Annotated in this window: 20 protein-coding genes, 5 pseudogenes and 1 riboswitch; of the genes and pseudogenes, 18 read left to right on the forward strand and 7 right to left on the reverse strand. The window is 34.6% G+C overall.

Annotated elements, in window-relative coordinates:
- Positions 1 to 341: 341 nt before the first annotated feature.
- From CWS20_RS06700 to CWS20_RS06710, 3 genes are all read left to right on the forward strand, one after another.
- Positions 342 to 842, forward strand: coding sequence for a GrpB family protein (locus tag CWS20_RS06700; protein ID WP_066192555.1), 501 nt, complete (start codon positions 342 to 344; stop codon positions 840 to 842).
- Positions 843 to 872: 30 nt separating this feature from the next.
- Positions 873 to 1,514, forward strand: coding sequence for a hypothetical protein (locus CWS20_RS06705; RefSeq protein WP_066192557.1), 642 nt, complete (start codon positions 873 to 875; stop codon positions 1,512 to 1,514).
- A 671-nt stretch (positions 1,515 to 2,185) separates the two neighbouring features.
- Positions 2,186 to 2,289, forward strand: a riboswitch (guanidine-I (ykkC/yxkD leader).
- 62 nt (positions 2,290 to 2,351) lie between these two features.
- On the forward strand, positions 2,352 to 3,434 hold the full coding sequence (locus CWS20_RS06710) for an agmatinase family protein (RefSeq protein ID WP_066192558.1): 1,083 nt from the start codon (positions 2,352 to 2,354) through the stop codon (positions 3,432 to 3,434).
- A gap of 472 nt (positions 3,435 to 3,906) precedes the next feature.
- Here CWS20_RS06710 and CWS20_RS28925 read toward each other — a convergent pair.
- Positions 3,907 to 4,020: pseudogene (locus CWS20_RS28925) on the reverse strand (HNH endonuclease); the annotation flags it as partial.
- A 279-nt stretch (positions 4,021 to 4,299) separates the two neighbouring features.
- Entirely contained in the window at positions 4,300 to 4,893 is a 594-nt protein-coding gene (locus tag CWS20_RS06720) for a hypothetical protein (protein ID WP_066192560.1), read from the reverse strand.
- Between the two features lie 228 nt (positions 4,894 to 5,121).
- Here CWS20_RS06720 and CWS20_RS06725 point away from each other — a divergent pair, with 228 nt between their 5' ends.
- Both CWS20_RS06725 and CWS20_RS06730 read left to right on the forward strand, forming a co-directional pair.
- Complete coding sequence (locus CWS20_RS06725) at positions 5,122 to 5,595, forward strand: SRPBCC family protein (RefSeq protein ID WP_066192562.1); 474 nt, start codon at positions 5,122 to 5,124, stop codon at positions 5,593 to 5,595.
- Positions 5,596 to 6,018: 423 nt separating this feature from the next.
- Positions 6,019 to 6,503 (forward strand): annotated as a pseudogene (locus tag CWS20_RS06730) (DinB family protein).
- Between the two features lie 484 nt (positions 6,504 to 6,987).
- Here the strand turns inward: CWS20_RS06730 and CWS20_RS06735 are convergent.
- The gene (locus CWS20_RS06735; RefSeq protein ID WP_101226253.1) at positions 6,988 to 8,127 is read right to left on the reverse strand and encodes an endonuclease; all 1,140 of its coding nucleotides are present in this window, start codon (positions 8,125 to 8,127) and stop codon (positions 6,988 to 6,990) included.
- Between the two features lie 129 nt (positions 8,128 to 8,256).
- Between CWS20_RS06735 and CWS20_RS27925 the strand changes: the two are divergent.
- The 9 genes and pseudogenes from CWS20_RS27925 to CWS20_RS28595 all read left to right on the forward strand — a co-directional run.
- Positions 8,257 to 8,361 (forward strand): annotated as a pseudogene (locus CWS20_RS27925) (GNAT family N-acetyltransferase); the annotation flags it as partial.
- Positions 8,362 to 8,374: 13 nt separating this feature from the next.
- The gene (locus tag CWS20_RS06740; protein WP_066192564.1) at positions 8,375 to 8,992 is read left to right on the forward strand and encodes an FMN-binding negative transcriptional regulator; all 618 of its coding nucleotides are present in this window, start codon (positions 8,375 to 8,377) and stop codon (positions 8,990 to 8,992) included.
- 1,111 nt (positions 8,993 to 10,103) lie between these two features.
- A pseudogene (locus tag CWS20_RS28325) lies at positions 10,104 to 10,219 on the forward strand (transposase); the annotation flags it as partial.
- Positions 10,220 to 10,739: 520 nt separating this feature from the next.
- A complete protein-coding gene (locus CWS20_RS06745) occupies positions 10,740 to 11,060 on the forward strand; it encodes a PadR family transcriptional regulator (protein WP_066192566.1) in 321 nt (106 codons plus the stop codon).
- A 59-nt stretch (positions 11,061 to 11,119) separates the two neighbouring features.
- Complete coding sequence (locus CWS20_RS06750) at positions 11,120 to 11,461, forward strand: DUF1048 domain-containing protein (RefSeq protein ID WP_066192568.1); 342 nt, start codon at positions 11,120 to 11,122, stop codon at positions 11,459 to 11,461.
- A gap of 210 nt (positions 11,462 to 11,671) precedes the next feature.
- Positions 11,672 to 12,433 (forward strand): ABC transporter ATP-binding protein, encoded by a 762-nt coding sequence (locus CWS20_RS06755; RefSeq protein WP_066192570.1) that lies wholly within the window; start codon positions 11,672 to 11,674, stop codon positions 12,431 to 12,433.
- Positions 12,434 to 13,183, forward strand: a complete 750-nt coding sequence (locus tag CWS20_RS06760) for an ABC transporter permease (protein ID WP_066192572.1) — start codon at positions 12,434 to 12,436, stop codon at positions 13,181 to 13,183. It begins immediately after the preceding gene.
- Positions 13,184 to 13,205: 22 nt separating this feature from the next.
- Complete coding sequence (locus CWS20_RS06765) at positions 13,206 to 13,403, forward strand: hypothetical protein (protein WP_066192574.1); 198 nt, start codon at positions 13,206 to 13,208, stop codon at positions 13,401 to 13,403.
- Positions 13,404 to 13,435: 32 nt separating this feature from the next.
- Positions 13,436 to 13,535 (forward strand): annotated as a pseudogene (locus CWS20_RS28595) (toxin C-terminal domain-containing protein); the annotation flags it as partial.
- Positions 13,536 to 14,191: 656 nt separating this feature from the next.
- Here the strand turns inward: CWS20_RS28595 and CWS20_RS06780 are convergent.
- Together CWS20_RS06780 and CWS20_RS06785 are read right to left on the reverse strand one after the other, a co-directional pair.
- Positions 14,192 to 14,845, reverse strand: coding sequence for a DUF975 family protein (locus tag CWS20_RS06780; RefSeq protein WP_066192578.1), 654 nt, complete (start codon positions 14,843 to 14,845; stop codon positions 14,192 to 14,194).
- A gap of 809 nt (positions 14,846 to 15,654) precedes the next feature.
- Positions 15,655 to 16,509, reverse strand: a complete 855-nt coding sequence (locus CWS20_RS06785; RefSeq protein WP_066192580.1) for a LysR family transcriptional regulator — start codon at positions 16,507 to 16,509, stop codon at positions 15,655 to 15,657.
- A 130-nt stretch (positions 16,510 to 16,639) separates the two neighbouring features.
- Between CWS20_RS06785 and CWS20_RS06790 the strand changes: the two genes are divergently transcribed.
- The 4 genes from CWS20_RS06790 (at position 16,640) to CWS20_RS06805 (ending at position 21,954) form a co-directional block, all read left to right on the forward strand.
- Positions 16,640 to 17,605, forward strand: a complete 966-nt coding sequence (locus CWS20_RS06790; protein ID WP_066192582.1) for a DMT family transporter — start codon at positions 16,640 to 16,642, stop codon at positions 17,603 to 17,605.
- A 928-nt stretch (positions 17,606 to 18,533) separates the two neighbouring features.
- Positions 18,534 to 20,228: a methyl-accepting chemotaxis protein gene (locus CWS20_RS28600; protein WP_066192584.1), complete on the forward strand. Its 1,695-nt coding sequence runs from the start codon at positions 18,534 to 18,536 to the stop codon at positions 20,226 to 20,228.
- Positions 20,229 to 20,443: 215 nt separating this feature from the next.
- A complete protein-coding gene (locus CWS20_RS06800) occupies positions 20,444 to 21,196 on the forward strand; it encodes an AAA family ATPase (RefSeq protein WP_066194192.1) in 753 nt (250 codons plus the stop codon).
- Positions 21,197 to 21,564: 368 nt separating this feature from the next.
- Positions 21,565 to 21,954 carry a cupredoxin domain-containing protein gene (locus CWS20_RS06805; protein WP_066192586.1) on the forward strand — a complete coding sequence of 130 codons (390 nt, stop codon included), beginning with the start codon at positions 21,565 to 21,567 and terminating at the stop codon, positions 21,952 to 21,954.
- Between the two features lie 314 nt (positions 21,955 to 22,268).
- Here CWS20_RS06805 and CWS20_RS06810 read toward each other — a convergent pair whose 3' ends face one another.
- Both CWS20_RS06810 and CWS20_RS06815 read right to left on the reverse strand, forming a co-directional pair.
- Complete coding sequence (locus CWS20_RS06810; RefSeq protein ID WP_066192588.1) at positions 22,269 to 23,279, reverse strand: trypsin-like serine peptidase; 1,011 nt, start codon at positions 23,277 to 23,279, stop codon at positions 22,269 to 22,271.
- Positions 23,280 to 23,409: 130 nt separating this feature from the next.
- Positions 23,410 to 23,793, reverse strand: a complete 384-nt coding sequence (locus CWS20_RS06815; protein WP_066192590.1) for a DUF3221 domain-containing protein — start codon at positions 23,791 to 23,793, stop codon at positions 23,410 to 23,412.
- Between the last annotated feature and the right edge of the window lie 93 nt (positions 23,794 to 23,886).

The raw sequence follows: 23,886 nt of genomic DNA on the forward strand, positions 1-23,886 counted from the left end.
TTTCATTTTTAAAACAAATATATAGTTTGTAAAAGTATACCTTTATAAACTATTAACATGAGGTTTTAAAAAGACTAAATTCTCCTAAGAGTATATTAGTGGAATTATTTTGGAATACGACTTGGCATCACTGATAAAGAGTTTAATTGGAATGACATTATCTATTTAAGTTAAATCAAGCGAAGAATGATTGGTTTATTTTTTTTTCTTCTTTTATTGAATATTTAGAATGTTTATGGAATTTTATGTTAAAATTGTTATATGAGATTAATGATGGGTGTGCATATATTAACGAACGAGGACAGATTAGTTGAAGAAAATGGTGATTAAGGAGGCTTAATATGGAACAAGTTAATTTTTTTGAAAACAATCTTTGTTACGAAAAAGTGGAAAACGCATACTTGTTACACAAAAAAATAATAAACGAACGTTTGCCATTTGCTGATGTCCAACACGTTGGAAGTTCAGCCATACCCAATAGTCTTACAAAAGGCGATCTTGATATACAAGTGCGTGTTACACTGGAACAATTTCCAATCGCAGTTCAAACCCTTGAAGCGTTATATGAACTTAATGAGGGTAGTTCAAAAACGGATTGTTTCAGGGCATTTAAAGATAATTCAACCGTTCCTGCTCTTGGAGTGCAATTAACTGTGATTAACTCAGAAGTTGATTTCTTCTGGAAATTCAGAGAAGTTTTGTTAATTAATGATAAATATCGAAAGGAATATGATGATATAAAGAGGAATTACGAAGGGAAAGAAATGGATAAGTATAGGGAAGCCAAAAGTGAGTTTTTCGGAAAACTTATGGAAACACCTGAATTTAGGAAACTAAAATAATAATAGTTATTTGACACAAGGAGTTAAAGAATGGAAAGTAAAATTAAATTTTATGAAAGTGAATCCCAAAAGTTCCAACCCTCTAAACACTTTATTTCACGAATTCAAGAAATGGAAAATAAGAGTAGTTATGGAGCTAAACTTTCCTTGAAATGGACGGAGATTTTAAATCAAACACTAATCAATGAAACCTACCCAGTGATTCACCCGATTGGTCAAGAGACATTTTCATTATACGCAGAGTTCCCAACTGGGGTTTTTGAATATGCTTTAGATATAGACGGTGCTATTTCCTTCATAAAAGAAAACAACTTTAAACCAGTCAAAGTTTCTCCATCGAGCATTATTAATTCTGTTGACCAGGGTAACATAAATAAAGATCCAAACAAAATAAAACCAAATCATAAAAATCCTGTAATGGTATTACAAAGTCATTATTTAACTGATAATAAACCTTATTGTATCAATGGGAATCATCGCATATTTGAGGCTTATCGAAACAACGATAAACAAATAGAAATATTTGTATTTAAAGATTTAGAATTTGTTCCTTTCTTTTATGATATTCTAAGCAAAGCTGCTTACTTTTTTGAGATTGATTACACAAATGTAGTTAGTAATAAAAGGGATTTTATAAAGAATGAACAGGGTGCTTTCGCATATGATTTATAAATAACTTGGTTTGCAGTTATTCAATTAACGGGTACGATTGTTAGAATAATTATTAATAAAGCGAAAAAACACAGAGGATGCTAAAACCTCTGCATTTTCTTATGCGATTTACTTGACTGAAAATATGTGATTTAAATCGTTATTTTACTTGTGAATTGACATTTTCTACTTCATAACCGAACTACTTAGAGTTATCCCTGGCTTCTTTTTTACAAGCCCCGATTTTATTAATCGCAGGCGGGGTTTGCGATCCCTTTTTTTCAGCCGTCATTAGGAAGAAAGACCCCTTTTTTTTCGTCGCTCAAGGATTAGCGACAAACTTACAATATTGTTATATTTATTAATTGTATACTTTTACAAACAATTTTTATAGATAAAAAAAAAGTATCATCCTTGTCTTTTTTCAGATTTTCTTTACTTGCAACAGTGGCTCCACTTACTTACTTAAATTTGAAAACGGCCAAGTTTGCTGTAACAAACTTGACCGGAGCATAATATTTAATATATTCATCAAAATAACTCAGGGAAGTCTATTTCAGGTTTAAGCATCAAACACCTAGCCAAATGGCATTTTTACCTTTCACGTTGGCTATTTGGCGACAGCTAATCCTACTTTTTAAAAGAAATTGGTTTATGTTTTAAAGAAATGGGAATCTAATTACTAACCGAATAAAAATGTTTCCTAGGGTTCCGCATATTTTGTTTGGTCTGGTCCGAGAGGAAACTCGCAGTGTTTAACACTACTGTGCCACGGAGGGATAAAAGCCCGGGAGATATCACGTTAAGTGGTATTTCTCGGGCTTTTTTATATATAAAAAACTTAAAGGAGTGTCAGAGATGAACACAAATGGTCAAAAAGCGCTCGAACTTGCGGCGCAAATCTCTACTACAGAAAAAGAGAAAAGGAAAGTGAAAGAGATAGAAATGGGACTTCCTGCTTCTGAAAGTGTTACTGATGAAAATATTACTACGTTTGTTCGTGGTGAACATCCATCATACGCAGGATTAGCGACATTTTTAAGAAGCACATATCTTGAAGATGTTTCTAAGGTTGGAGAAGTAGATGTTGCTTTTGTTGGTGCCCCTTTTGATGCAGGAACAACCTTTAGACCAGGTACACGATTCGGTCCTGAAGCAATGCGAAACATTTCAAAATTGTACCAAACGTATCATTTTGAAGCAGGTATTGATTTGAAAGAACACATTAAGATGGCTGATATCGGTGACATCTATTCCGTACACAATTTAGAAAAGCAATTTGATCAGTTAAGTAAGGCTGTAAGCCATATTGTGAATAATGGAACATTCCCTGTTGTTCTTGGGGGAGATCATTCAATCGCGTACGGTACAATTAAAGGACTAGCTGAAGCAACCGAAGGAAAAGTCGGTGTCATTCAATTGGATCGCCATTTAGATATGCAAGAAAAGGAAATGGATGAACGCATGCACGACACGCCATTATTCCACGCAAGCAATTTACCGAATGTAGATCCTAAAAACATTGTTCACATCGGTATTGGTGGCTGGCAAAACGATGTTAAAGGGGCACTTGCTGCAAAAGAGAGAGGAAATACAGTATTAACAATGGATGATGTTGATGAACTAGGCATCGATCGCATTGCTGAAATTGCCTTAGAGAAAGCATGGGCTGATGGTGTAGAAGCAGTATACCTCACAATAGATGTCGATTGTATCGACAGTGGCATTTCGATGGGAACTGGATGGCCTGAGCCGGGTGGATTTTTACCACGAGAAGTTCTTCGTTTGGTTAAAAAGCTAGCAGAAAAAGGATTAGCAGGTCTAGAAGTCGTGGAAGTAAGCCCCCCATATGACCATAATAATCAAACGGCACTAATGGGAACTAGAATTGTTTGTGATGTGCTAAGTTCATTGGTGAAAAATAAGCATTTAGGTGCATAAGTTAGTAAATCTCGTTGCTGTATTTCGGCAATGAGATTTTATTTTATACTTTTATAAACTATTTTAAATTTAATTAAGCAAGCCATCCAAAAAGTCATTTTAACTGTGCTAGCAGCCATTTCGAAAAGGAACGTATTGACAGCAAAAAATAGACAGGCTGAAGGTATTCAGGCAGCTAAAGCTAAAGGAATAAATCAGTAGAATAGATAGCTAGGGATAATGCGATTTATCGGTATAACATAGTATTGAAAATCTCATGCTCCAATTACTTCATATGAACATCTATATAATCTTCCAAGATATATATAGTTTAGGTGATAACACAAAAAAACCTTCCTATAGCACTAGGAAGGTTTACAATTATATTAAATTAATCTGTAAGACTAGCAAAATATGCTGTATAACGTTGTAATCCTTGTTGCTTCACAAATGTCAGACTGAATAAAATTCTATCATTGACTAGCTTTGATTATTAATTAGTTCCCCAAATGGCTCTTCCGCCCGTATGACCTGTATTTTTATGAATTTCTTTGTTTACTAACTCCATTCTACCTCTGTTTTGATGATGATGCCATGTATAATTTCTTGGCGGTTTCCTGCAAGAATATCCCTTTGTTGCACGGGAGAAAACTTAGCTCTTAGCGATGCATTAGCTCTGCTAAAATGTACAGTATTTGAAGACTTAAGTAACTCATTAGGTAGTGTCATGCTATGTGTCGATGAAATATAGGAAGTATTTTCTAAAACCTTTTTTCATGGTACACCCCAAAAGTTTGATTAAAAAATATTATAAAGAAGGTGAGCTCAACGTTTCATATGAAATTCATCCATTTTTCAAAACGGTGTAACTTTTTGGTCACTACCTTTAGGATCTTTTTTCATTCAATAATCTTTCAATTTTTTTCGAATAATTTTTAACAGAAGAATAAAAATTAGCTTTTAATAGTTCTGTAATTTCAGAAATTAATTGCTTGTTTATATTTTGTTCATTTAAGCGTTCGTCAACAATTCTATATAATACTTCAGAAGCTTCTTGTACAATTGTTTCATCTTCATTTTTAGCTAATTTTTTGATTTGTAACAGCAACCAATTGGAATCACTTTTGAAATTAATAAAATGTTCGAGAGCAAAACATATTTCTCTTACATTATCTCCAGAAAAAACAGCCTCGCCTTCTTTGTAAGTAAATGTTGTTTTATCCTCCGGGAATAATGTATTTGCTGAATAAGGTTGCTCTGGATTACGATAGAGTCTTGAGATGAAATCATCAAATGATTCAGCTATCTTCTCTTCAAGTTCTAACTCAACATCATAATAGAATATAGAAGGGTCTTTTTTATTTCGTTCAAAGATCCATAATGTTCTTTTGCACTCTTTTTGTCTTTTTAGGTGAAGGGAATTTAGAGAGTTGAATGTTAAACCAAAATCAATTTTTGAATTTGTTTTTTTCCTATGCAACTAAAGTGGAAGTTTAGTTGAACAAGAAACAAGGGTTTTTAGGTATTTTGTCTAATTGGTATTACTAACATTAAAATGGGGTCGACATTTTATGGTAATTAAAAAAACAAAACATTAAGCATCGGTCCTTTCATATGCCGATTTTTTCTCTTTACTAGCTAAAAGTATCTTCTCTGATTAAAATAGAAATAATATGAATACATTCAAAAAATTTCGAGGTGATTTAAGTTGAAACAATGGATAAAGGAAATTGAAATTGATGCTCCTATTGATTACGTATGGAACTTTTTAGATGGATCACTGGAGAATATGCAAAGGATTATGCCGGAGGTTCTGGAAAACAAACCAGTCAAAGTAACTGAAGAAGTGGTTGGAAGTGTATACCGTCAAAGATATAAAGAAGGTAAAAGAATTGAAGAATATGATGTCGAAACGCTAGAATACCTCAATACTCCTGACCAAAAGAACCTTAAAGTTGGTTTCACATTAGCTAAGATGTTCGAAATTACCGCAAAGTATGAATTAAGTAAAATCAACGATAAGAAAACACAGTTTACATACACTTGCACAAATCGGCCATTAAGAGCGTTCCTCAAACTTTTTTTATTTTTTGCAGGTGATAAAGTCGTCATAAAATTTTGTGAAAAAGTGAAAAAAGAGGCTGAAGCCGATTACCAAAAATCCACTATGCTGGTAAAATAGCTTCTAAAACAAAGTTATCGCAGCCATCCCTCAATTTTGTGAGGCTCGAATTTAAGAGTTTGAGTGGAAGACTATTTTAAGACGTTTCTTTGAGACAGAAAAAACCACCCATTTTTGATAATGAAAACGCAGAAATGGAAAATGGGTACTATTTTCAGATTAATTATTATATAAATGGCTTTTGGCACAAAATGATTGACCGATTAAGAAATATCTCGATTAATATCTACTATTTTCTTTTTGTAATTAAAAGATTGTGAAGAAATGGAACTAAATAAAAAGTATTTTTATGGTTGCTGCACAATAATGGTAGCAACTTTTTTATGGGACAAACGCGGCGGGTTAGTTGGATATATTATTTATTTGTTGAAATAGATAATACTAGATAAGTTCTTTAATTATTTTTATTGTGGAGGGGTTTTATTGGAAACGCTGTTTAGATATAACTGGGCGGTAAGAGAAGATTGGTATCGTTGGTGTGAAGATTTAAGTGAAGAAGAACTATTACAAAACCGAACAGGTGGAATGGGAAGTATTTTACATACTTTTTTCATATTGTTGATGTAGAGTGGAGTTGGATACGTCTCTTACAGGGTAAAACCGACTTTCAGGAGAGCTTCGATAATTATAAAAGCTTGAACAAGATTCGGAAATTGGATAAAGATTTTCATTTAGAAGTCGAGAACTTTGTGAACAACTGGAATGCTAGTATGGAAAACAATTTATTTTACGATACCCTGCCAGATGGAAGTGTTGTAACTGATACTTGGGGTGAAGTGGTGCGACATGCTATCGCTCATGAAATTCACCATATAGGACAATTATCGATTTGGGCAAGAGAATTGGGAAGAAAACCTGTCTCTGCAAACCTTATCGGACGTTGTCTTTCCTCTAAATCAAAAAAGTAATTCAAATTAATTAGGTTTCTTTCTGAAGTGAAAATGATTAAACACCTGGGGGCGTTTCTTGATAAAGAAGGTTCGCTTTTTCTTATGTCTCAAACGGGGCAGGTTAGTTGAACAAAGCATGGGTTACCGACATAAGTTCTGATATTGTGAGATAATCAAAAGATATTAAGACTTTATGGTGTTTCTTATTCAATTGCTGTCTTGTCTGCTTTTACCATTAATTTATTATTTGCAGAGCTTGTTATAAGAAAGTCAAAAATTTAATATTTATCATTTAAACAATTATTCGGAGCTCTTGGGCTTTTGTGTTCCTGTTGTTCTTTTATGTAAGATAAAAAACGAAAGTCGCAAACAGTGCTCAAATGATTTTACGATATTTTTCATTGCCATAGTGTTTTCGGATATTTCTTTAAGTAGTTACAATTGCTCATTTAAATAGAAAAAGAGTAAAGAATAATTGTTCATCTTTACTCTTTCTTTATTTTTAGTTCCAAATGGCCTCAACCCACTCGGGGTGATCAATAAATGGATTTCGATTATGCTGATAATCGTTGTAAATGCTTTCATTTCTTTGTCTCTCAAAGTTATCTACTGGATCTTGATGATGCCATTGTATAAGGGTCGAAAGCTTGCCGTGATATGGAGTTGTGCCATTATTCACAACGTTATTTACCTCTAAATCTAGTTCACCACGATCTCCTTCATAACGAACATCCATATAAAAGATCATTCGAGCTACATCGCCTTTGACTTCATCATGGGGTTCCCATGAATCGTTATCCGTAAATGTATCAGGAGCCTCACCTTGAGGGGATCCTCCATTATCAAAATCTTTATTTCCACGTGAGCTATTTACCGAAACATCTGTCGGTCGAAGATGATGTAAATCAGTTCCAGGTCCCATTGCAGTTCCGAAATTACCATGGGATTTTGCCCATACATGTTCTCTATTCCAATTATCTACACCTGAACCGTTTGATGATTTACTTTGTGATCTACCCGTATAAAGTAAAATAACGTTATTTGAGTTATTAGGATCTGCATCTGTTTGTTTCAAGGCCTCCCAAACGCTACTATAAGAAATTTCAGTATGATCATCAATAATATTATGCAAAGCTGCTTTTAATTCCTCACCTGATTTCCCAATGGCTGGATCATAATACGATCCTGTATAGCCACCTTCGTCACTGCCATCACCTGTTTCACCATCTGATGAGAGAAGAATCATTTCAGTCGTGTTTTTTAAGCCGGGATGTGAATAATAGGCTGTTAGATTTCCAGTTACCTTAATTTTTTCACCCTTTAACTCAGGGTTGCTTTTTAGACCAAATTGTGAGCGAAACTGGGACGGAAGCTGAACATAAAGCATATTTGAAGTGTTTGTTTCCATACTTGAATCTGCAATAGCCAAAGAATAATCATCTGGATAATTATTTGTAATGACAGATGTTGATGAGACCGGTTTACCAACTATATAACCTTCAACAGTTTTAATTGAATTATTTTGCTGTTGAATAGCCTGTGATACCGGTAACGATATAGATAATGCCTTCGAAGAATCAAATGAAAATAATAAAACAAAAGCTAGTAAGGCCAAGCTTGATAATTTCATAAATTTTCCCATGTGAATCCTCCTCTAATATTTGGTTTTTATTAATATAACTGTAACACCTTTCTGTTATAATATTTTTAATAATATGTAAATTATTTCTTTTTAAATAAAGATAGGAAAATATATATAGAACTATTTAATAACGCCATTGTTTTTTATCACAAATTGGGATTTGTCCAAACTGGATCTTATTCTTTTTATATGGGGAATGAAGAGCAGATAGATCTTATCATGACTAAAAATTGAAAGGTGGATAACTATGTATATCCCAAAATATTTTAAAATTGATGATGAAGAAGTGATATATGATTTTATCGAAAAAAATGGATTTGCAACGGTTTTTTCTCAACATAATGGTGAACCATATGCTACACACCTTCCATTAATGTTAAATGAATCTAAAAATGCTCTATTTGGTCATTTTGCACGTCCGAATGAACAATGGAAATATATGGATGACCAGCAGATACTTGCGGTTTTTCAAGGTCCTCACTGTTATATTTCTCCAACTTGGTACGAAACTACTAAAGCAGTACCTACTTGGAATTATGTATCTATTCATATATATGGAAAGATGGAAATTGTCGAAGATAAAAAGGTAATATACAATTCTTTAGATGATTTGGTAAATAAATACGAATCCATTGATAGCATATACAATTTAGATAACGTTGAATCTAGTTTTATAGAGGGAATGAGTAAAGGAATTGTAGCTTTCAAACTAAAAATCACAAAAATTGAAGCAAAAGCTAAATTAAGTCAAAATCATCCGGTTGAACGACAAAAATTAATTATCAAGCATCTAGAAGATACTCATCAACAAGACAATATACAAATTGCATCGCTTATGAAGAGAAATCTTACAGCGTTTAAATAGAAACTCTATTGAACTATATGGACTTCTTTAAATAAAGGGAAGTCTTTTTGTTATGTTGCTATAGGGCAGTATCCTAAATAAGGAATAAATTGAAACAATTACTTCTGTATGCCGTAAAAAAAATTAAGAAAAAGTAATTTTCATATACTATAAATGAGGCAGATAAGTGAAACATTTTTTGATGTTAAGTCGTACATTTTAGATGAGTATAAATAGAAGGAGATGAAATGTATTTTTAAAAGTGTATTAGGTATCTTAATTATCTTATTCATACTAGGAATATGCTTTTTAATGATGTACTGGGGGTTAAACCAAATCTATAAGTATGCAATAAAGTCAAAACAATATAATGACGCAGAGTTAGCAAAGGAATTATACTCCTTAAAGGAACGAGTAGAATTGCTAGAAAGAAAACTTGAAAAAAAGTAATAGGAAAATTTTTTTCTTTTTCCTCGGTCATCGACAACCAATCAGGCTGGCATATTGCCAGCCTTTTGTAATGGACTAATTTGGGGCGGCATTTCTGAAATAACTGAAAATGTTATAGAGTTTGTGAAAAAGAGTACTTAAGCTATTGGGGGCTAACGTTAATTAAATCTCAAATAAGGATCTAGTATAGGGAAATAATTATGAATTTCTCAAAGGCATGGCAATTAAATAGATCCGATAAACAGATTCAAGGCTACTCTGGCTAAACATTAAAAGCATAGGATATTCAGTTATCATTACTCATTCGTTGTTTTGGAGATATCTGTAAAATAAAGGGATTTCTACCGAGCTGCTAAAAATATATTTAGCGATAGTTGCACAATGATACGGATGTAGCATTATTTGTTCCTGAGTGACTCCCACTTCGAATAAGTATTTCTTAAATGTGGTATGTCATTAATAGAGTCTCAAAGCAAGCTGGGATTAACAAGAGTATTTATCCTGACCAGATTTAGTATCAAATCAAAAGTGGGTGCATACATTACTTCACACTAGAAAAAATTCAAGAATTAAATAGAAATTTGTATCGATTGAAGATCCTGTCCCAGAAGACCATTTACTCCGAAAAATCATAAATATTCTTGAAAATGTACTTCCTTAACAGATAAAGGCCGCCCTTCCTTATGGAATTCGTTCAGAAAGGCAACTTGAAAAAAAGAAATCAAAATGAACATTGCTTGTCGTTGGTTTCTTGGACTACGCTTACAAGAACTCGATCCATATCACTCGACCATTAGCTGAAATCGTCGTCGAAGTAATAATGTTATGTAAAAAGCTTATACAGAATAAACCAAAGGGTATCTCCACAAGCTGAGAACACATTAACTGTTCTTGATCTCATTTTGTCTTTTGGTGAGGTTTACTGTGTTCGTACTTAATCAATTCAACTGGTGGATATTCTTTAGGAAGATTCTTCATTGTTTGACGATATGGTTCGACCGCAAAGGGTCAGTTCCAAAAATTTATCCATTACTAGTGGAGGAATTAGTGTGAATATTTCCCTAAACCTTTTTACTATTTATTTCCTATAAACGAAATAGCTACCGTATCAAATTGTGAGGGCTGTGGCATAACCGTTAATATGGGTATTGAACTATTTTTAAGAAAAACAGTTGACATTTCTTCTACTTAGTAATACGATGTACTTGTAATAAGCAATACTTAATAGCGTGATTTCCCAAAAGCTATTCAGTAAAAATTTCTTTCAGTACTATGTTATACTGAATACAAGTCAGACATAATAGAGGAGGCTCTACACATGGAAAATTTAACTGAGATGCTGAAGGGGTCGCTGGAAGGCTGTGTGCTGGAAATCATCAGCCGCCATGAAACCTATGGCTACGAGATTACTCGCCGCCTGAACGAGCTTGGATTTACCGAAGTCGTGGAAGGGACTGTCTACACCATCCTCGTGCGATTAGAAAAGAAAAAACTAGTGAGTATAGAAAAGAAACCGTCAGATATGGGGCCCCCCCGCAAATTTTACTCACTTAATGAGGCTGGTCGTCAGGAACTTGAATTATTTTGGGAAAAATGGGATTTTTTATCAAAAAAAATCAACGTCTTGAAGTCAACCTAGTTTCATAAGATATTTTTGGAGTGTCTTATTCAGCTTTATAAAAAAGGAGGAAAAATACCATGATGGAAATGTTCAAAAAAATGATTGGTGATAAAAAAGAGTATAAGATGATGATGGCACGGGTTGAAGCCTTGCCAGAGGACTACCAGTTTGTATTTAAGAAAATCCAAAACTATATGTGGAATTTCTCTGCGGGCAACGGAATGGATATGCTGCACATGCAGTATGAATTAATCGAGTTGTTCGAAGCCGGTGCGGCGGAAGGCAGACAAGTGCTGGAAATCACAGGGGAGGACGTGGCGTCCTTTGCCGATGAACTAGTGGCAAACGCTAAAACCTATGTTGCCAAGTATCGTGAAGATTTGAATCAGAGTATTATGAAGCGGTTTGAAAAAAAATAAATTCAATAGAAAATACAGACTGAATAGCTGGTTATAAAAATGAATTGTCACCTTGGTTATTCAGTTATATTTTTAACTACGTACTAAGTTATACAGGTTATCAGTCACACTTAATAGAGGGTATAGACAATCTAGCTCCCAGGGCGCTCGACCGGATAATGACGGATCTCGCAAGCGGCCTTGCTGAGCATTTTATAAGGAGGAAAAAGTATGAGCAATGTAGCGATTTCTGTAAAAGGGTTAAAAAAATCGTTTAAAGACAAGGAAGTCTTAAAGGGGGTGGATTTTGAGGTGCGTCGTGGTGAAATTTTTGCGCTGCTGGGCTCAAATGGAGCGGGCAAGACGACGACGGTCAACATCCTCTCGACACTGATGAAGCCCGATGGCGGCGAAGTAGGTATTTGCGGATTTGACGTCCATCGTCAACCAGATCATGTTCGCCAGAGCATCAGCCTGACAGGGCAGTTTGCTGCTTTAGACGGCATGCTAACCGGGCGGGAAAACCTGATGATGATTGCCAAGTTGCGGGGAGTTACCAATCCCGCTCAAGTCGCCGACCATTTGCTTGCAAAATTCAGCCTGACCGATGCGGCCAACCGCCGAGCGGATCAGTATTCTGGCGGGATGAAGCGCCGGCTTGACATCGCCATGAGCCTGATTGGGACGCCAGCAGTTATTTTCCTCGACGAACCGACGACAGGGCTTGACCCTGAAGCGCGAATTGAAGTCTGGGATACGGTCAAGGAGCTTGCCGGCGGCGGCACGACCATCTTGCTGACGACCCAGTACCTGGAGGAAGCTGAACAACTGGCGGACCGCATTGCCATCTTGCATGGCGGAAAAATTATCACGACTGGTACCCTTACCGAACTCAAAGCGATGTTCCCGCCAGCGAAGGTGGAGTACATCGAGAAGCAGCCGACATTGGAGGAAATTTTCCTCGCGATTATCGGCAAAAAGGAGGAGATGTAAATGAAAAGTAAAACAGGAGTATTACTGGGACGTTTAATGCGCAACATCATGCGCAGCCCGGATACGATTATCACGGTGGCGATTACGCCAATTATGATGATGCTGTTGTTTGTCTACGTATTTGGCGGAGCTATAGAGACAGGAACGGACAACTACGTCAATTATTTATTGCCGGGAATATTGCTTATGGCAATCGCATCAGGCGTAGCTTACACTTCATTGCGACTGTTTACGGATGTAAAGAGCGGGCTGATGGCACGTTTCATTACCATGCCCATCAAGCGCTCGTCGGTATTATGGGCTCACGTGTTGACCTCGCTTGTTTCCAATGCACTTACTGTCGTGGTGGTTATCCTTGTCGCCCTCTTGATGGGCTTCCGTTCCAGCGCTGATATCCTGGATTGGCTCGCGGTAGCTGGGATACTCGGGCTGTTTACGCTGGCACTGACATGGCTAGCGGTCATTCCCGGATTGACAGCGAAGTCTATGGAAGGGGCGACAGCCTACTCGTACCCGCTGATATTCCTGCCGTTTATTAGTTCGGCCTTTGTCCCCACCGAAACCATGCCTAAAATTGTCCGTGCGTTCGCTGAGAACCAGCCCGTGACTTCAATCGTGAATACGATTCGTGCCCTCTTGTATGAAGGGTCTGTAGGCAACGGTATCTGGATTGCGGTTGCCTGGTGTGTCGGCATCATGGTCATCGCTTACTTCTTCGCCAGTAAACAATTTAAACGCCAATTAGGGTAAGTACACCATTACGGGATTAGCCATGTCAACAGTCAGCCGCTGCGATGAATGCATTTGCTATCAATGGAAGGCTGCTAAAATACCTGGGCAACCATCGACGAATCATGGAAATCCTCGAAATGGGTGTGGTTGCTCAATCACATATCCAAAAGCGAGATTTGCATTGCAAGCTTTAGAAGAATGTACAGCGGGTGGTGCTCTTTCACAGGAGGAGAAATAAAAAGAATAAAGCCCATAGCCACAAATATAATTGATGGAGGAGTATGGAAAGGCGCCAGCTATATAAAAAATTCAGGTTCAAGGAAAACACGTTCAGGAACCTATGATGCCGAAATAGAGAATAGGAGATTGATACATTTTGGTAAAATTAAAAGACTTTAATATTGATTTTGACTGTACTCAAGTGACACCTTTTTTCTAAGTCCATGAAGACTATCGGATACGATAGAAGCAAAGTAGAGTTAACCTATAATTATTAATCAATATTTAATGAGAATAAAGATTTAAATGCTATCTTTGTTTCTGAATATATTTTCAATGTAAAACGCAAGTGATTGGAAAGAACATGTAGTATAGAAGGCGATACAAATGATGGAGTAGTTTATGCTTCTATAAAAAACTTAGATCATTTATATGTATCTAATTATTGTTTTAGTGTTAAAAAAAGATTTACAGGAGCATATATTTCATTCTATTCCAATGAATATTTATTATATGGGAGCAGTGGTGCTATTGATATTATTTCAAATGATCCCTCTAACATTATTAAGCTAAAAGATAACTATAAAAACCTTTATGATACGTACTATGAGATCTCTAATGAATGATTAAACCATTTGTTAATTTACTAATTAAGTAAAACAGTATTGTACTAACAGGGCTATCATTGATAAATAAATTTAGATAAAAAAGTGATGCTAAAGGTAACCATCAGCATCACTTTTTTTTATTCCTTTTCTACCGAGATTCTGTAGCGTCTTATTTGCCTTACAACCGTTTAGTTTACAGCTAAACGATTGCTTGTTTCTCTTTAGCTTGGCTCGTCTTTAAATCTTCGTAGAAATGAGCATGAGCTGTTAGGAAGTAAGATGATAACCAAAGATAACCGATACCTAAAGTGAAAATACCAAGAATCGCCCATCCGATAAAGCTTAGGTTAAGTACGAAATACCTCCACTTATGTCCATGCATCATCTTTCTACTTTCTGTGATCGCTTGATTCACCGATAGTTCAGGGTGATCACGTAAAATGTACACCGCTTGTGAATAAGCCATACCTTTAATAATCCCTGGAATAATCAATAATAATGTCCAAAAGAAAATATAAATACTTTGTAAAATAGATATCCCTATCGCCCTGAAGAAGCTGAAATACTTAAACCCGGTAAATAACTCTCCAATACGCAGTTTTGAATCTCTGACCATCGTTAAATAGGCAAGCATAAAAGTGATAGCGAATGGTAATAAAATAATAGCAATTGCTAAATTTATTACTGCATAGCTTAAAGTTTCTTCCCACTCGGGATATGGAATGAGTACCATTTCTACCACAACGGTCGGAACAGAAGAAATAAGGAAATAAATAAATGTAAATAGAGCTCCTATCCCCCAATTTCCTTTTAACGATTGAAGTGACTGCTGTTTAATTTGTTTGCTATTCATAATATACACCTCCTTTTCACCCAAACTATTATAACGCATGTAAAATTTTAGTTCAATTTCTTTTTTATAGTGGGATTATATGATATTTTCCATTAAAAACACTTTTGCCATCACCAGTCAGTCGCTATAATCGGGCGTATGGTTCAATCCTCATATGACTAAGAATGATACAGAAATAAAACCATATGATTAAAACTTTTCATGTAAAAGCTTTATTACAATGAGTTGCCTTTTTGGTAGCTTTTGTTATTAATCAAATGGGGTCAATCCTTGTTCAACGGTATTTGGAACAAAAGCGGCAGTCTAGGTTAACAAGAAGAATCTAATATTTATTGATAAAATATAGGCAAGAGGTGAGTGAAATTAGGCGTTGATATTCGCACAAAACGCAAGTCATTTCATTCATTTTGATAGACCAGATATTATAATTGAATCAATTAATAAATTAAATTACTTTTTATTAATGGGGGAGTTTCTTCAAAACGATTGATCGCTCTTTTCTTATGTCACAAACGGGGCAAATTAGTTCTGGATTTAAATGTAAAGGAAATAACCGTATGCAAAAAAAAGAGACTAAAACACTTGGTCCCAGAATTAGATTTATTAACGGTTTACCATATTACTTTCTTTATGATTCCAAACAACTCCATACTTCTAATTCGGTCGTTTTTTCACTACGTTGATTAGTTCCTCCGAACAGGATCGGGCAATCATGAAGTACTATTTATATATAGTAAAAATAAGTCGGTTTCTTAGAGTGTAAGAAACCGATTTTTTCATTTTAATCACATAAACTTATGAAAACATCCTTATATACGATGCTCTTTAATTGTTGTTAAAAAGCATTGCATTGAATTTGTCATATATACATCTTTTCGACGTATAAAAACGGTTGAAATGCTACTGTATTTTTCTGGTATGGGGTGACAATGAACGCTGCCACTAGTTGAGAGGTTCTCAACAGTTGATTCTGGTACAAGAGTAATTCCAAGGCCAAGTGCAACACTATTTAAAATTGTCTCTAATATGTTGAATTCCATAATTCTTTTTGGGGGTATTCCTTCATCTTTTAGCCAGCGTTCTAATTTAGAACGATATCCGCATCCTTGATTAGAAACAAGGAGCGGTGTTGCTATAAATTCATCTATATGAAAGGTTTCATTTTGCGTAACAAGAACGAGTTTTTCTGTACATACATCATATTGTTCTAAAAGTGGATGTTTAATAGGTCCTGTTATAAAGGCGCCATCTAATTTGTGGTCGGCTACTTCTTTTATGAGTTCCTCCGTTAAACCAGCTTGTAGTGATAAATCAACATTTGGATATCGATTATAGTAAGAGGCTACAATGGCTGGTAACGTTCGCACTGTTTCAACTGTTCCGATTTTTATGGTTCCAGTTGGTGTATCACTGTCAAGAAAAACTTGTCTCAGTTCTTCAACATCCTGCAAAATTTTATTAACGTATTCAACCATTTTTCTCCCTTCCGGATTTAACGTCATTCCTTTTTTATGTCGATAGAAAAGTGGCGTTTTTAGCTCTTTCTCTAGTTGCTTAATACGTGCTGTTACATTAGATTGAACATAATTTAATTCCTTTGCGGCATTACTGACGCTTCCATGGTGTGCAACACTTTTGAAAATTTGTAAGTCACGCAGTTCCATTAAAATTCCCCCCTTAATACAAGGTATCATTATAAGTGATGATTAGTATCATTTTCAATCATTTTACGTGATATGCTTTCTTTTTTATAATTCTCATTGGATTAGAGATTATATGAAACGGGGGATAACCATGAGAAAGGGTCAAATGATTGTAGGTGCGATAGCTTGTTTAATCGCTAGTATGTCCTGGGGAGCAATGTTTCCAGTTGCAGATCATGCACTAGAGTATATAGATCCATTCTACTTTTCGATGATTCGATATGGGGCAGTTTCGGTTGTTTTAGTCATTTTACTATTGATGAAAGAAGGTATGAAGGCATTTCGTTTAGAGGGAAAAGGAAAGCTACTCGTCTTCTTCGGGACCATGGCATTTACTGTATATAACGTGCTTATTTTCTTAGGTCAGATGTTAATGGGGAAATCAGGTGTTATGGTAGCGTCGATTATGGAAGCACTTATGCCGATGATTTCAATTGGAATTCTGTGGGGCTATAAACAAGTTAAACCGAAGAAGTACATGATAATAAGCATGATTCTTGCATTTATTGGAGCTGTTTTTGTTATTACTAATGGGGATATGAGTTTCTTTCTTACATTAGGGGATAGCTTGTTTTCATTATCCTTTATGTTAATTGGCGTTATCGGATGGGTAATCTACACAATGGGCGGGCAAACATTTCGAGACTGGTCTACCCTTCGTTATTCAACTTTGACATGTGTATTGGGCACAGCTGTAACAGGTATCTTAACGATAATAATCACAATGCTAGGGCATGTGCCAGTACCTAGTATGGAAACGATTTTTACTATTAAATACGATTTATTGTTTATGATGATATTACCAGGTATTGTGGCATTACTTAGTTGGAACTATGGCGTGAAAATTTTATCATCTGTAAATGGCATTTTATTTATTAATTTCGTTCCAATTACTACATTAGTTATTATGATGATACAAGGATATAAAATAACCATTTTCGATGTAGTAGGGACGCTGCTTGTAATTATAGCCCTCATCCGAATTAACATATATCAGCGTAAAGAAGAAAACATGAAAAAGCAGATTTTAAAAAGCAGAACAGTTATGGAAAGCTAGAAATGCTGGAGACTGAATATACTTATTATAAATATATTCAGTCTCCAGCGGAAAAAACCAGTTTACTCGACAATCCCCAAGTGAAACGCTCCCTACAGAGGAATAACTCACATATTCTCGTCCAGACAACTGTAAAATCGCTTTCTACAAGGGAAGAGAAAACGAGCAAGTATTGGCTACAGATATTACACTTTCTCGTGTAATACAAGCTGGAGCTATTCCAATCGATACTTTAGCCACAATGTCTGAAATCTAAAATATGGAATCGTCCAGATGCCATGAAGTTTGCAGATATTTATGAAGAGGTTATGCCAAACTACCATCTACTAGTGTAAAGTTACCAAAACGCATACAATGAGGGGCAAGCATCTGACTGAAGTGAACCAATTTTATAGTCATTAACAAATTCGTTTGAAATCGTGATGAGTGCTAGGAACCGGTGTGTTAATAACCGGTTCTTCTTAATTTTGATCCTTTTCTGAGATTGAAAGTATATTTATTACAATATGAGTTGTTACTTCTATATTATAAAAAAATGTTCTGTAAAATTTACTTCCATCTTCCATTAAATTTAGTAAAAATCGCTTTATTTGTGGATTAAAGTGCCGATAATATAGATGTTTGGATATAAGTATAGAAGATTTCAGAGACTAAATAGTAATGTCTAATACTAAGCATTAACTACAGGGGTTTTACTTAGAATTCAATTGAAAAAAGTAGATAAATATTAAAATGTACGATATTAAGGATATTTAGCTTGTTGGAAAAGTCGTATTAAAATGATTATTTATTAGAGGCCATAAAATGATTACTGGTCTCCTTTTTTATGCAAATTATAGAATGCTCCCTTCTACTTTGAATATAGACAAAACAAGTACTGAACTTAAACCTATACTGCTTAAGAAGAAAATACGAGGAGTAAGTAAAGATGAGAAAATTTTTAAGTAAACTAAGCTTAAGGTTAAAACTAATGATGGGGTTTTCTATTGTAATTTTAATGACTATGGCCTCAAATGGTTTTATTATCTATTCCATAAGTAACATTAATCAGAATATGGAAAGAACTTTGCACGATCTTCCTTTATTGATTAACAATGAAAAAATTGCAGCAAATATGGCAGAGAGAACGAGTCTTTTGCAAGCATATTTTTTATCAAATGACGAATCGTATCGTATCCAGTTTGAAAACGGTATTGAAGAAAGTATTGTCTTAGAAAATAGGATTTTAGAGCTTTCGGATTCTGAAAGAGCAAAAGAGCTTATCGAAAAAAAAGTTGAATGGGGAAATTTAAGCAATCAAGTACTGGCAGAATGGGATGAAGGAAATAAAGAAGAAGCAATAAATACCTTAATTAAAGAAGTTCAGCCATTAGAGAAAGAATTGATTACAGGATTCAAAGGCATAGCTACTGAAAATGAAGGTAAAATTAAGGAAATTGCAATAGAAATTATTGAAAATGGAGAAAGAATCATATTAACCAATATAATCATTTCTCTTAGCGTAATTGTGATTGCTTTATTAATTGCAATGAGTACAGCAAAAATAATAATAACCCCAATTAAAAATGTAATGGAACGAATGAAACGAATCGGCTCAGGAGATTTATCACAAGAGCCTCTAACAGAACTTACAAATGATGAAATTGGGCACTTAGCACAATCTATGAATGAACTACAAGCAGACTTGAAAACTATTTTACTTGATATTTCTGATGTATCAGAAACAGTAGCAAGTCATAGTGAAGAGTTAACGCAATCTGCAGGAGAAGTAGCATCCGGAGCAGAGCAAGTTTCTATAACCATGCAAGAACTAGCAAATGGCTCCGAACAGCTAGCTTCAAAATCCACTGAATTAGCATCTATCGCCTCAAACTTTACAATAAAAGTTGAAGAAGCAGATCATTATGGGAAAGAAATTGAATCTTCATCCAACGAGGTTCTGCACATGACAAATGATGGACAAGAATTAATGGATTCTTCCAGTAACCAGATGAAACAAATTAATTCTGTAGTTAATGATGTAGTAGAAAAAGTTGAAACGCTATATGAAAAATCGAAAGAAATAACTAACTTGGTTGTAGTCATTAACAATGTTGCTGATCAAACGAGTCTTTTATCTCTAAACGCAGCCATAGAAGCTGCTAGAGCTGGAGAAGCAGGAAAAGGGTTTGCCGTTGTTGCTATTGAAGTGAAAAAATTAGCAGGGCAAACAGCTCAATCAGTTAAGGATATCACTCGTATAGTTGAAGATATTCAAGGGCAGTTTGAAGTTGTTGTATCGTCATTAACAAAAGGTTCAGAGGAAGTTACAAAAGGAACTGAACAAATTGATCATACGAGCAAAACATTTAAGGAAATAAATGCATCTGTTGGAGCAATGGTAGAAAGCATTCAATTCATTTCAAATAGTTTATCTGATGTAGCAAATAACAGTGTGAAAATGAACCAATCTGTTCAGGAAATCGCTGCGATTAGCCAAGAATCATCCGCTGGTGTTGAACAGACCTCAGCTGCAACTGAACAAACAGGAAGCTCTATGGAAGAAGTCACCGGTAGTGCAGAGCAATTGGCAGGTTTAGCAGAACAATTAAACAAACAGGTAAGTAAATTTAAACTTCTCTAAGTGAATGGAGTATTGAAGGGTAGATGAGATGAAAAGTGGTGTTATCCCATTCTGCTACGAACGGGGGCTTTCCTTGAAAAAGGGGGAGCCCTTTTGTTATGTAGCTAAATGGGCAATTTAGTTGAAGGATCCATGGATTTTTATGGTAGTATTTATATAGTAATGCAAAAAAAAAGAGACTTAAATGTTTAGATGAGGTGATTATTTCATTGGTGATGTTAAATCAAGATTCTCAGTACATTAGAGCAATATATCTTAAACGAGAATATAATATATCGTACGACCATTTTCCTCTTAATTTACCAGTGATTCAAAATTTGCAAAAATTAGTGTTTCATCCAAATGTAACTTATATTATTGGTGAAAATGGAATGGGAAAGTCAACTTTACTGGAGGGTATAGCTAAGGCTTTAGGGTTTAATCCAGAAGGAGGTACATTAAACTTTAATTTTTCTAGTTATGATTCCCATTCAAATTTAGACGAGTACCTTCGTTTAATAAAGGGATCGAACAGGGCGGAGGATTATTTTTTCTTTAGAGCTGAAACCTTTTATAATGTAGCAACCAATATAGAAGAATTAGATAAAGAACAAAAATTTGGTCGTAAAATTATAGATTCCTACGGAGGTAAATCACTACATGAACAATCACATGGAGAATCTTTTTTTGCAGCATTTAACGAGCGTTTTCAAGGAAATGGTTTATACATCTTAGATGAGCCAGAAGCAGCCTTATCACCATTAAGACAAATGTCGATGCTAGCTAGAATCAATGATCTTGTTAATCAAGGGTCTCAATTTATTATTTCTACTCATTCGCCAATTATTATGGCTTATCCGAATGCAAAAATCATTCAACTTAGAGAAAATGGAATTAGTGAGTCCAAATTGGAGGATACAGAGCATTATTCAATTATGAAGCAATTTTTTGAAGATAAAGATCGAATATTACACCATCTTTTTCAATAAAAATAGTATAAAAAATTTTGCAGTTCTTGAAGAATGAAATTGTTTTGTAGTGATATTAATTTAAGACGAAATAAAGAGTTAAACAGTTATGCAATCGAATCTAATTGGTCTGTTTTTTATTCATTCTAAATAAAACCAAAAGCTGATCATGTATGATCAGTTTTTTTATTTAGTCCAATTTTGTTAAAAACTTTCTATGTTCACTAATCATTATATGAAGTTTTACTATTATTAATTGGGAAATCCTTCTCTATTGTCACTGTTTTCAAATAAAAGAGTTACTATTTAAAAGCAAGTTGGAACCCAGTTTATCGTAATAATATTTTATGAATTGAACAAAATAATGAATAGGAAAGGAGGGCTTGCAAATGCTTGTTAAAAAGTATTTAAAAGGTTTGGTAGTTTTACTTACGATCATTGTGGGTGTAAACACTGCAGGCTTGCACGGCGTATTTGCCGAATCCAGTAACGAAACACAACCTATGGAGATGGTGAAAAATATTGAAGTCGAGCTGAACGATGATTACTTTAATCCGAAAGACATCACTATTTCCAATGGAAAAACGACAACATTAATATTAAAAAACAAAGGTAATAAGGAACACACTTTCACGGTGGAAAAGCTCGGAATTGATGTCGAGCTTCAGCCGGGAAAAGAAAAAACCATTACCGTGAAACCGAATAAGCCAGGTACATATGAACTGTTATGTCGGTACCATTTCAATGAAGGAATGGTTGGAAAAGTAATAGTTAAATAACGTTATTAAACATTACGGGTGCTATAGCACAACAAGGAGATCGTCACAATGGCGGTCTTTTTTAACTTAATGGGCAGGTTTGTTGAACAAAGAGCTTAATTAAATATTTATTATTGATTAATTCTAATTGGGGTCTTGCCGCATTGCCAGCAATTTAATATTTTTTAATACCCCAAAACAATATTTTTGTTTTGAGGGTTATCTTGTTTCTAAGCTTGATGGTGATGGGGTACCGCCAACATTTCGGAAATTTTGTACGGTAAGCAAACACGAAAAAAGCCAAATCCCTGTACGTTAAGGGAATTGGCCTCTTATCAATTTATAGCACTTGATACAAATTCAAACATAAAATTATTCATCTTAGGTCCTCCGTTGAATAGTGGATTATTATCTCGATCAGTATATCCACTACTATGTACACCTATCACTTGATTGTTTGTATTTAACATGGCAGAACCTGATTGACCTGGTGATGTATCGATAGTATAGTATGCAATTTGACTATCTTCATTAGTAACATTTCCACGCATACCATACTGATTAATAGCCTCATCTTCCCTAATCAAATCACCTGGATAACCGAATATTCCAATATTTTGATTCAGAATATTATTTACTTGTCTAATTCCTGCAAAACCTGCACGATCCCCTGCATGACGACCATTAGATTGTGCAAGGACAAGTACAGCGTAATCTTCAGAAATTGACCCTGTATTAATCCAATTAGAGGTAACAAAATAATCTATGGCATTATAGGCACCAAACCATGCTGTACTTTCACTTACACCGGGATGAACTGTTGCACTGACTATTCCTCTTTGTGTTTGAGCATTTACAACACAATGTCCATTTGTTAATACTCTATCTCTACCGATTAAAGTCCCTGTGCAAGTTCCACGACTGCCATCCGCCCATTCCAAGGTGATATACGTAATAGCACTAAAAGGAAACATTGTTGTGTCATTTACCATAGCTCTTCCATCTGGCCCAATTATTACAAATGGAGTTATCTCTCTTTTTCTATTATCGTCATTTATTCTTGGTGGTATAAGTTCTTGAAAATCAATTTCTAATAAATCACCTACAAAAATGGGGTTAAGTTCCCCTGATCCTTTAAAACTATCTGTTTCATTTATTAGGTCTATACTTTTTTTACTATAATCCTCATATTTAATTACTTCCCCTTTTGAATTAACTTTATCCAAGGGGTGTGAAGATTTTTTTTGATCAAAATTGAATTCTCCTAATGATCCTTCTGCAAAAGCACTGATAGGAACTAATAAAAACGCGAATAGAAAGACGACTAGAAACATGTTTTTTTTCAATATATTTCCTCCTCTTATAATATAATTATATTATAATGAATTTTCTGAAAAAATAAACCATTTTTTGGTCAAAAAAATAAAATTTGGTAATTAATCAATTTTTTAACTCGTTTTAAAAAGTTTCTTTATATTAATCTCTTTTCTCTATTTGGATTAATTTAATTTCAGCTGGGTATGATTCTAATACTTCTTCATACCAAATCGCCACCTTATCACCATTTTTTATTCCTTTTCCAAGAAACTTCATTCCACTATCATTAATTTTTGATACTTCCTCAAACTTTCTTGAAAACATGATATCTTCATGTGAAAAGCCTTCTAAATCTGAAGGCTTGATATTTTCTCCTTTTATAAAATATGTGGTTCCTTGATAAAAGACAATATGGCCAATATCGGTTGGTTGTCTTCCTTTTATAGAAATATTGCTACTAATTTCACTAAAAATCCAAATTCCAATAAGGAAAAATAGTAAAATTCCAAGATTTAAAATTGGTTTTGGGATTTTTTTTTTCATTGATTACACCTCCAAATAAAATTCATTATATTTTTGTGTTCGACAGATTCTATAGTAGCTCCTATAGTCATCATTTTTAAATCTTGCTTGAAA

This window comes from Cytobacillus horneckiae, assembly GCF_002835735.1.
GTDB classification, from domain to species: Bacteria; Bacillota; Bacilli; order Bacillales; family Cytobacillaceae; genus Cytobacillus; species Cytobacillus horneckiae.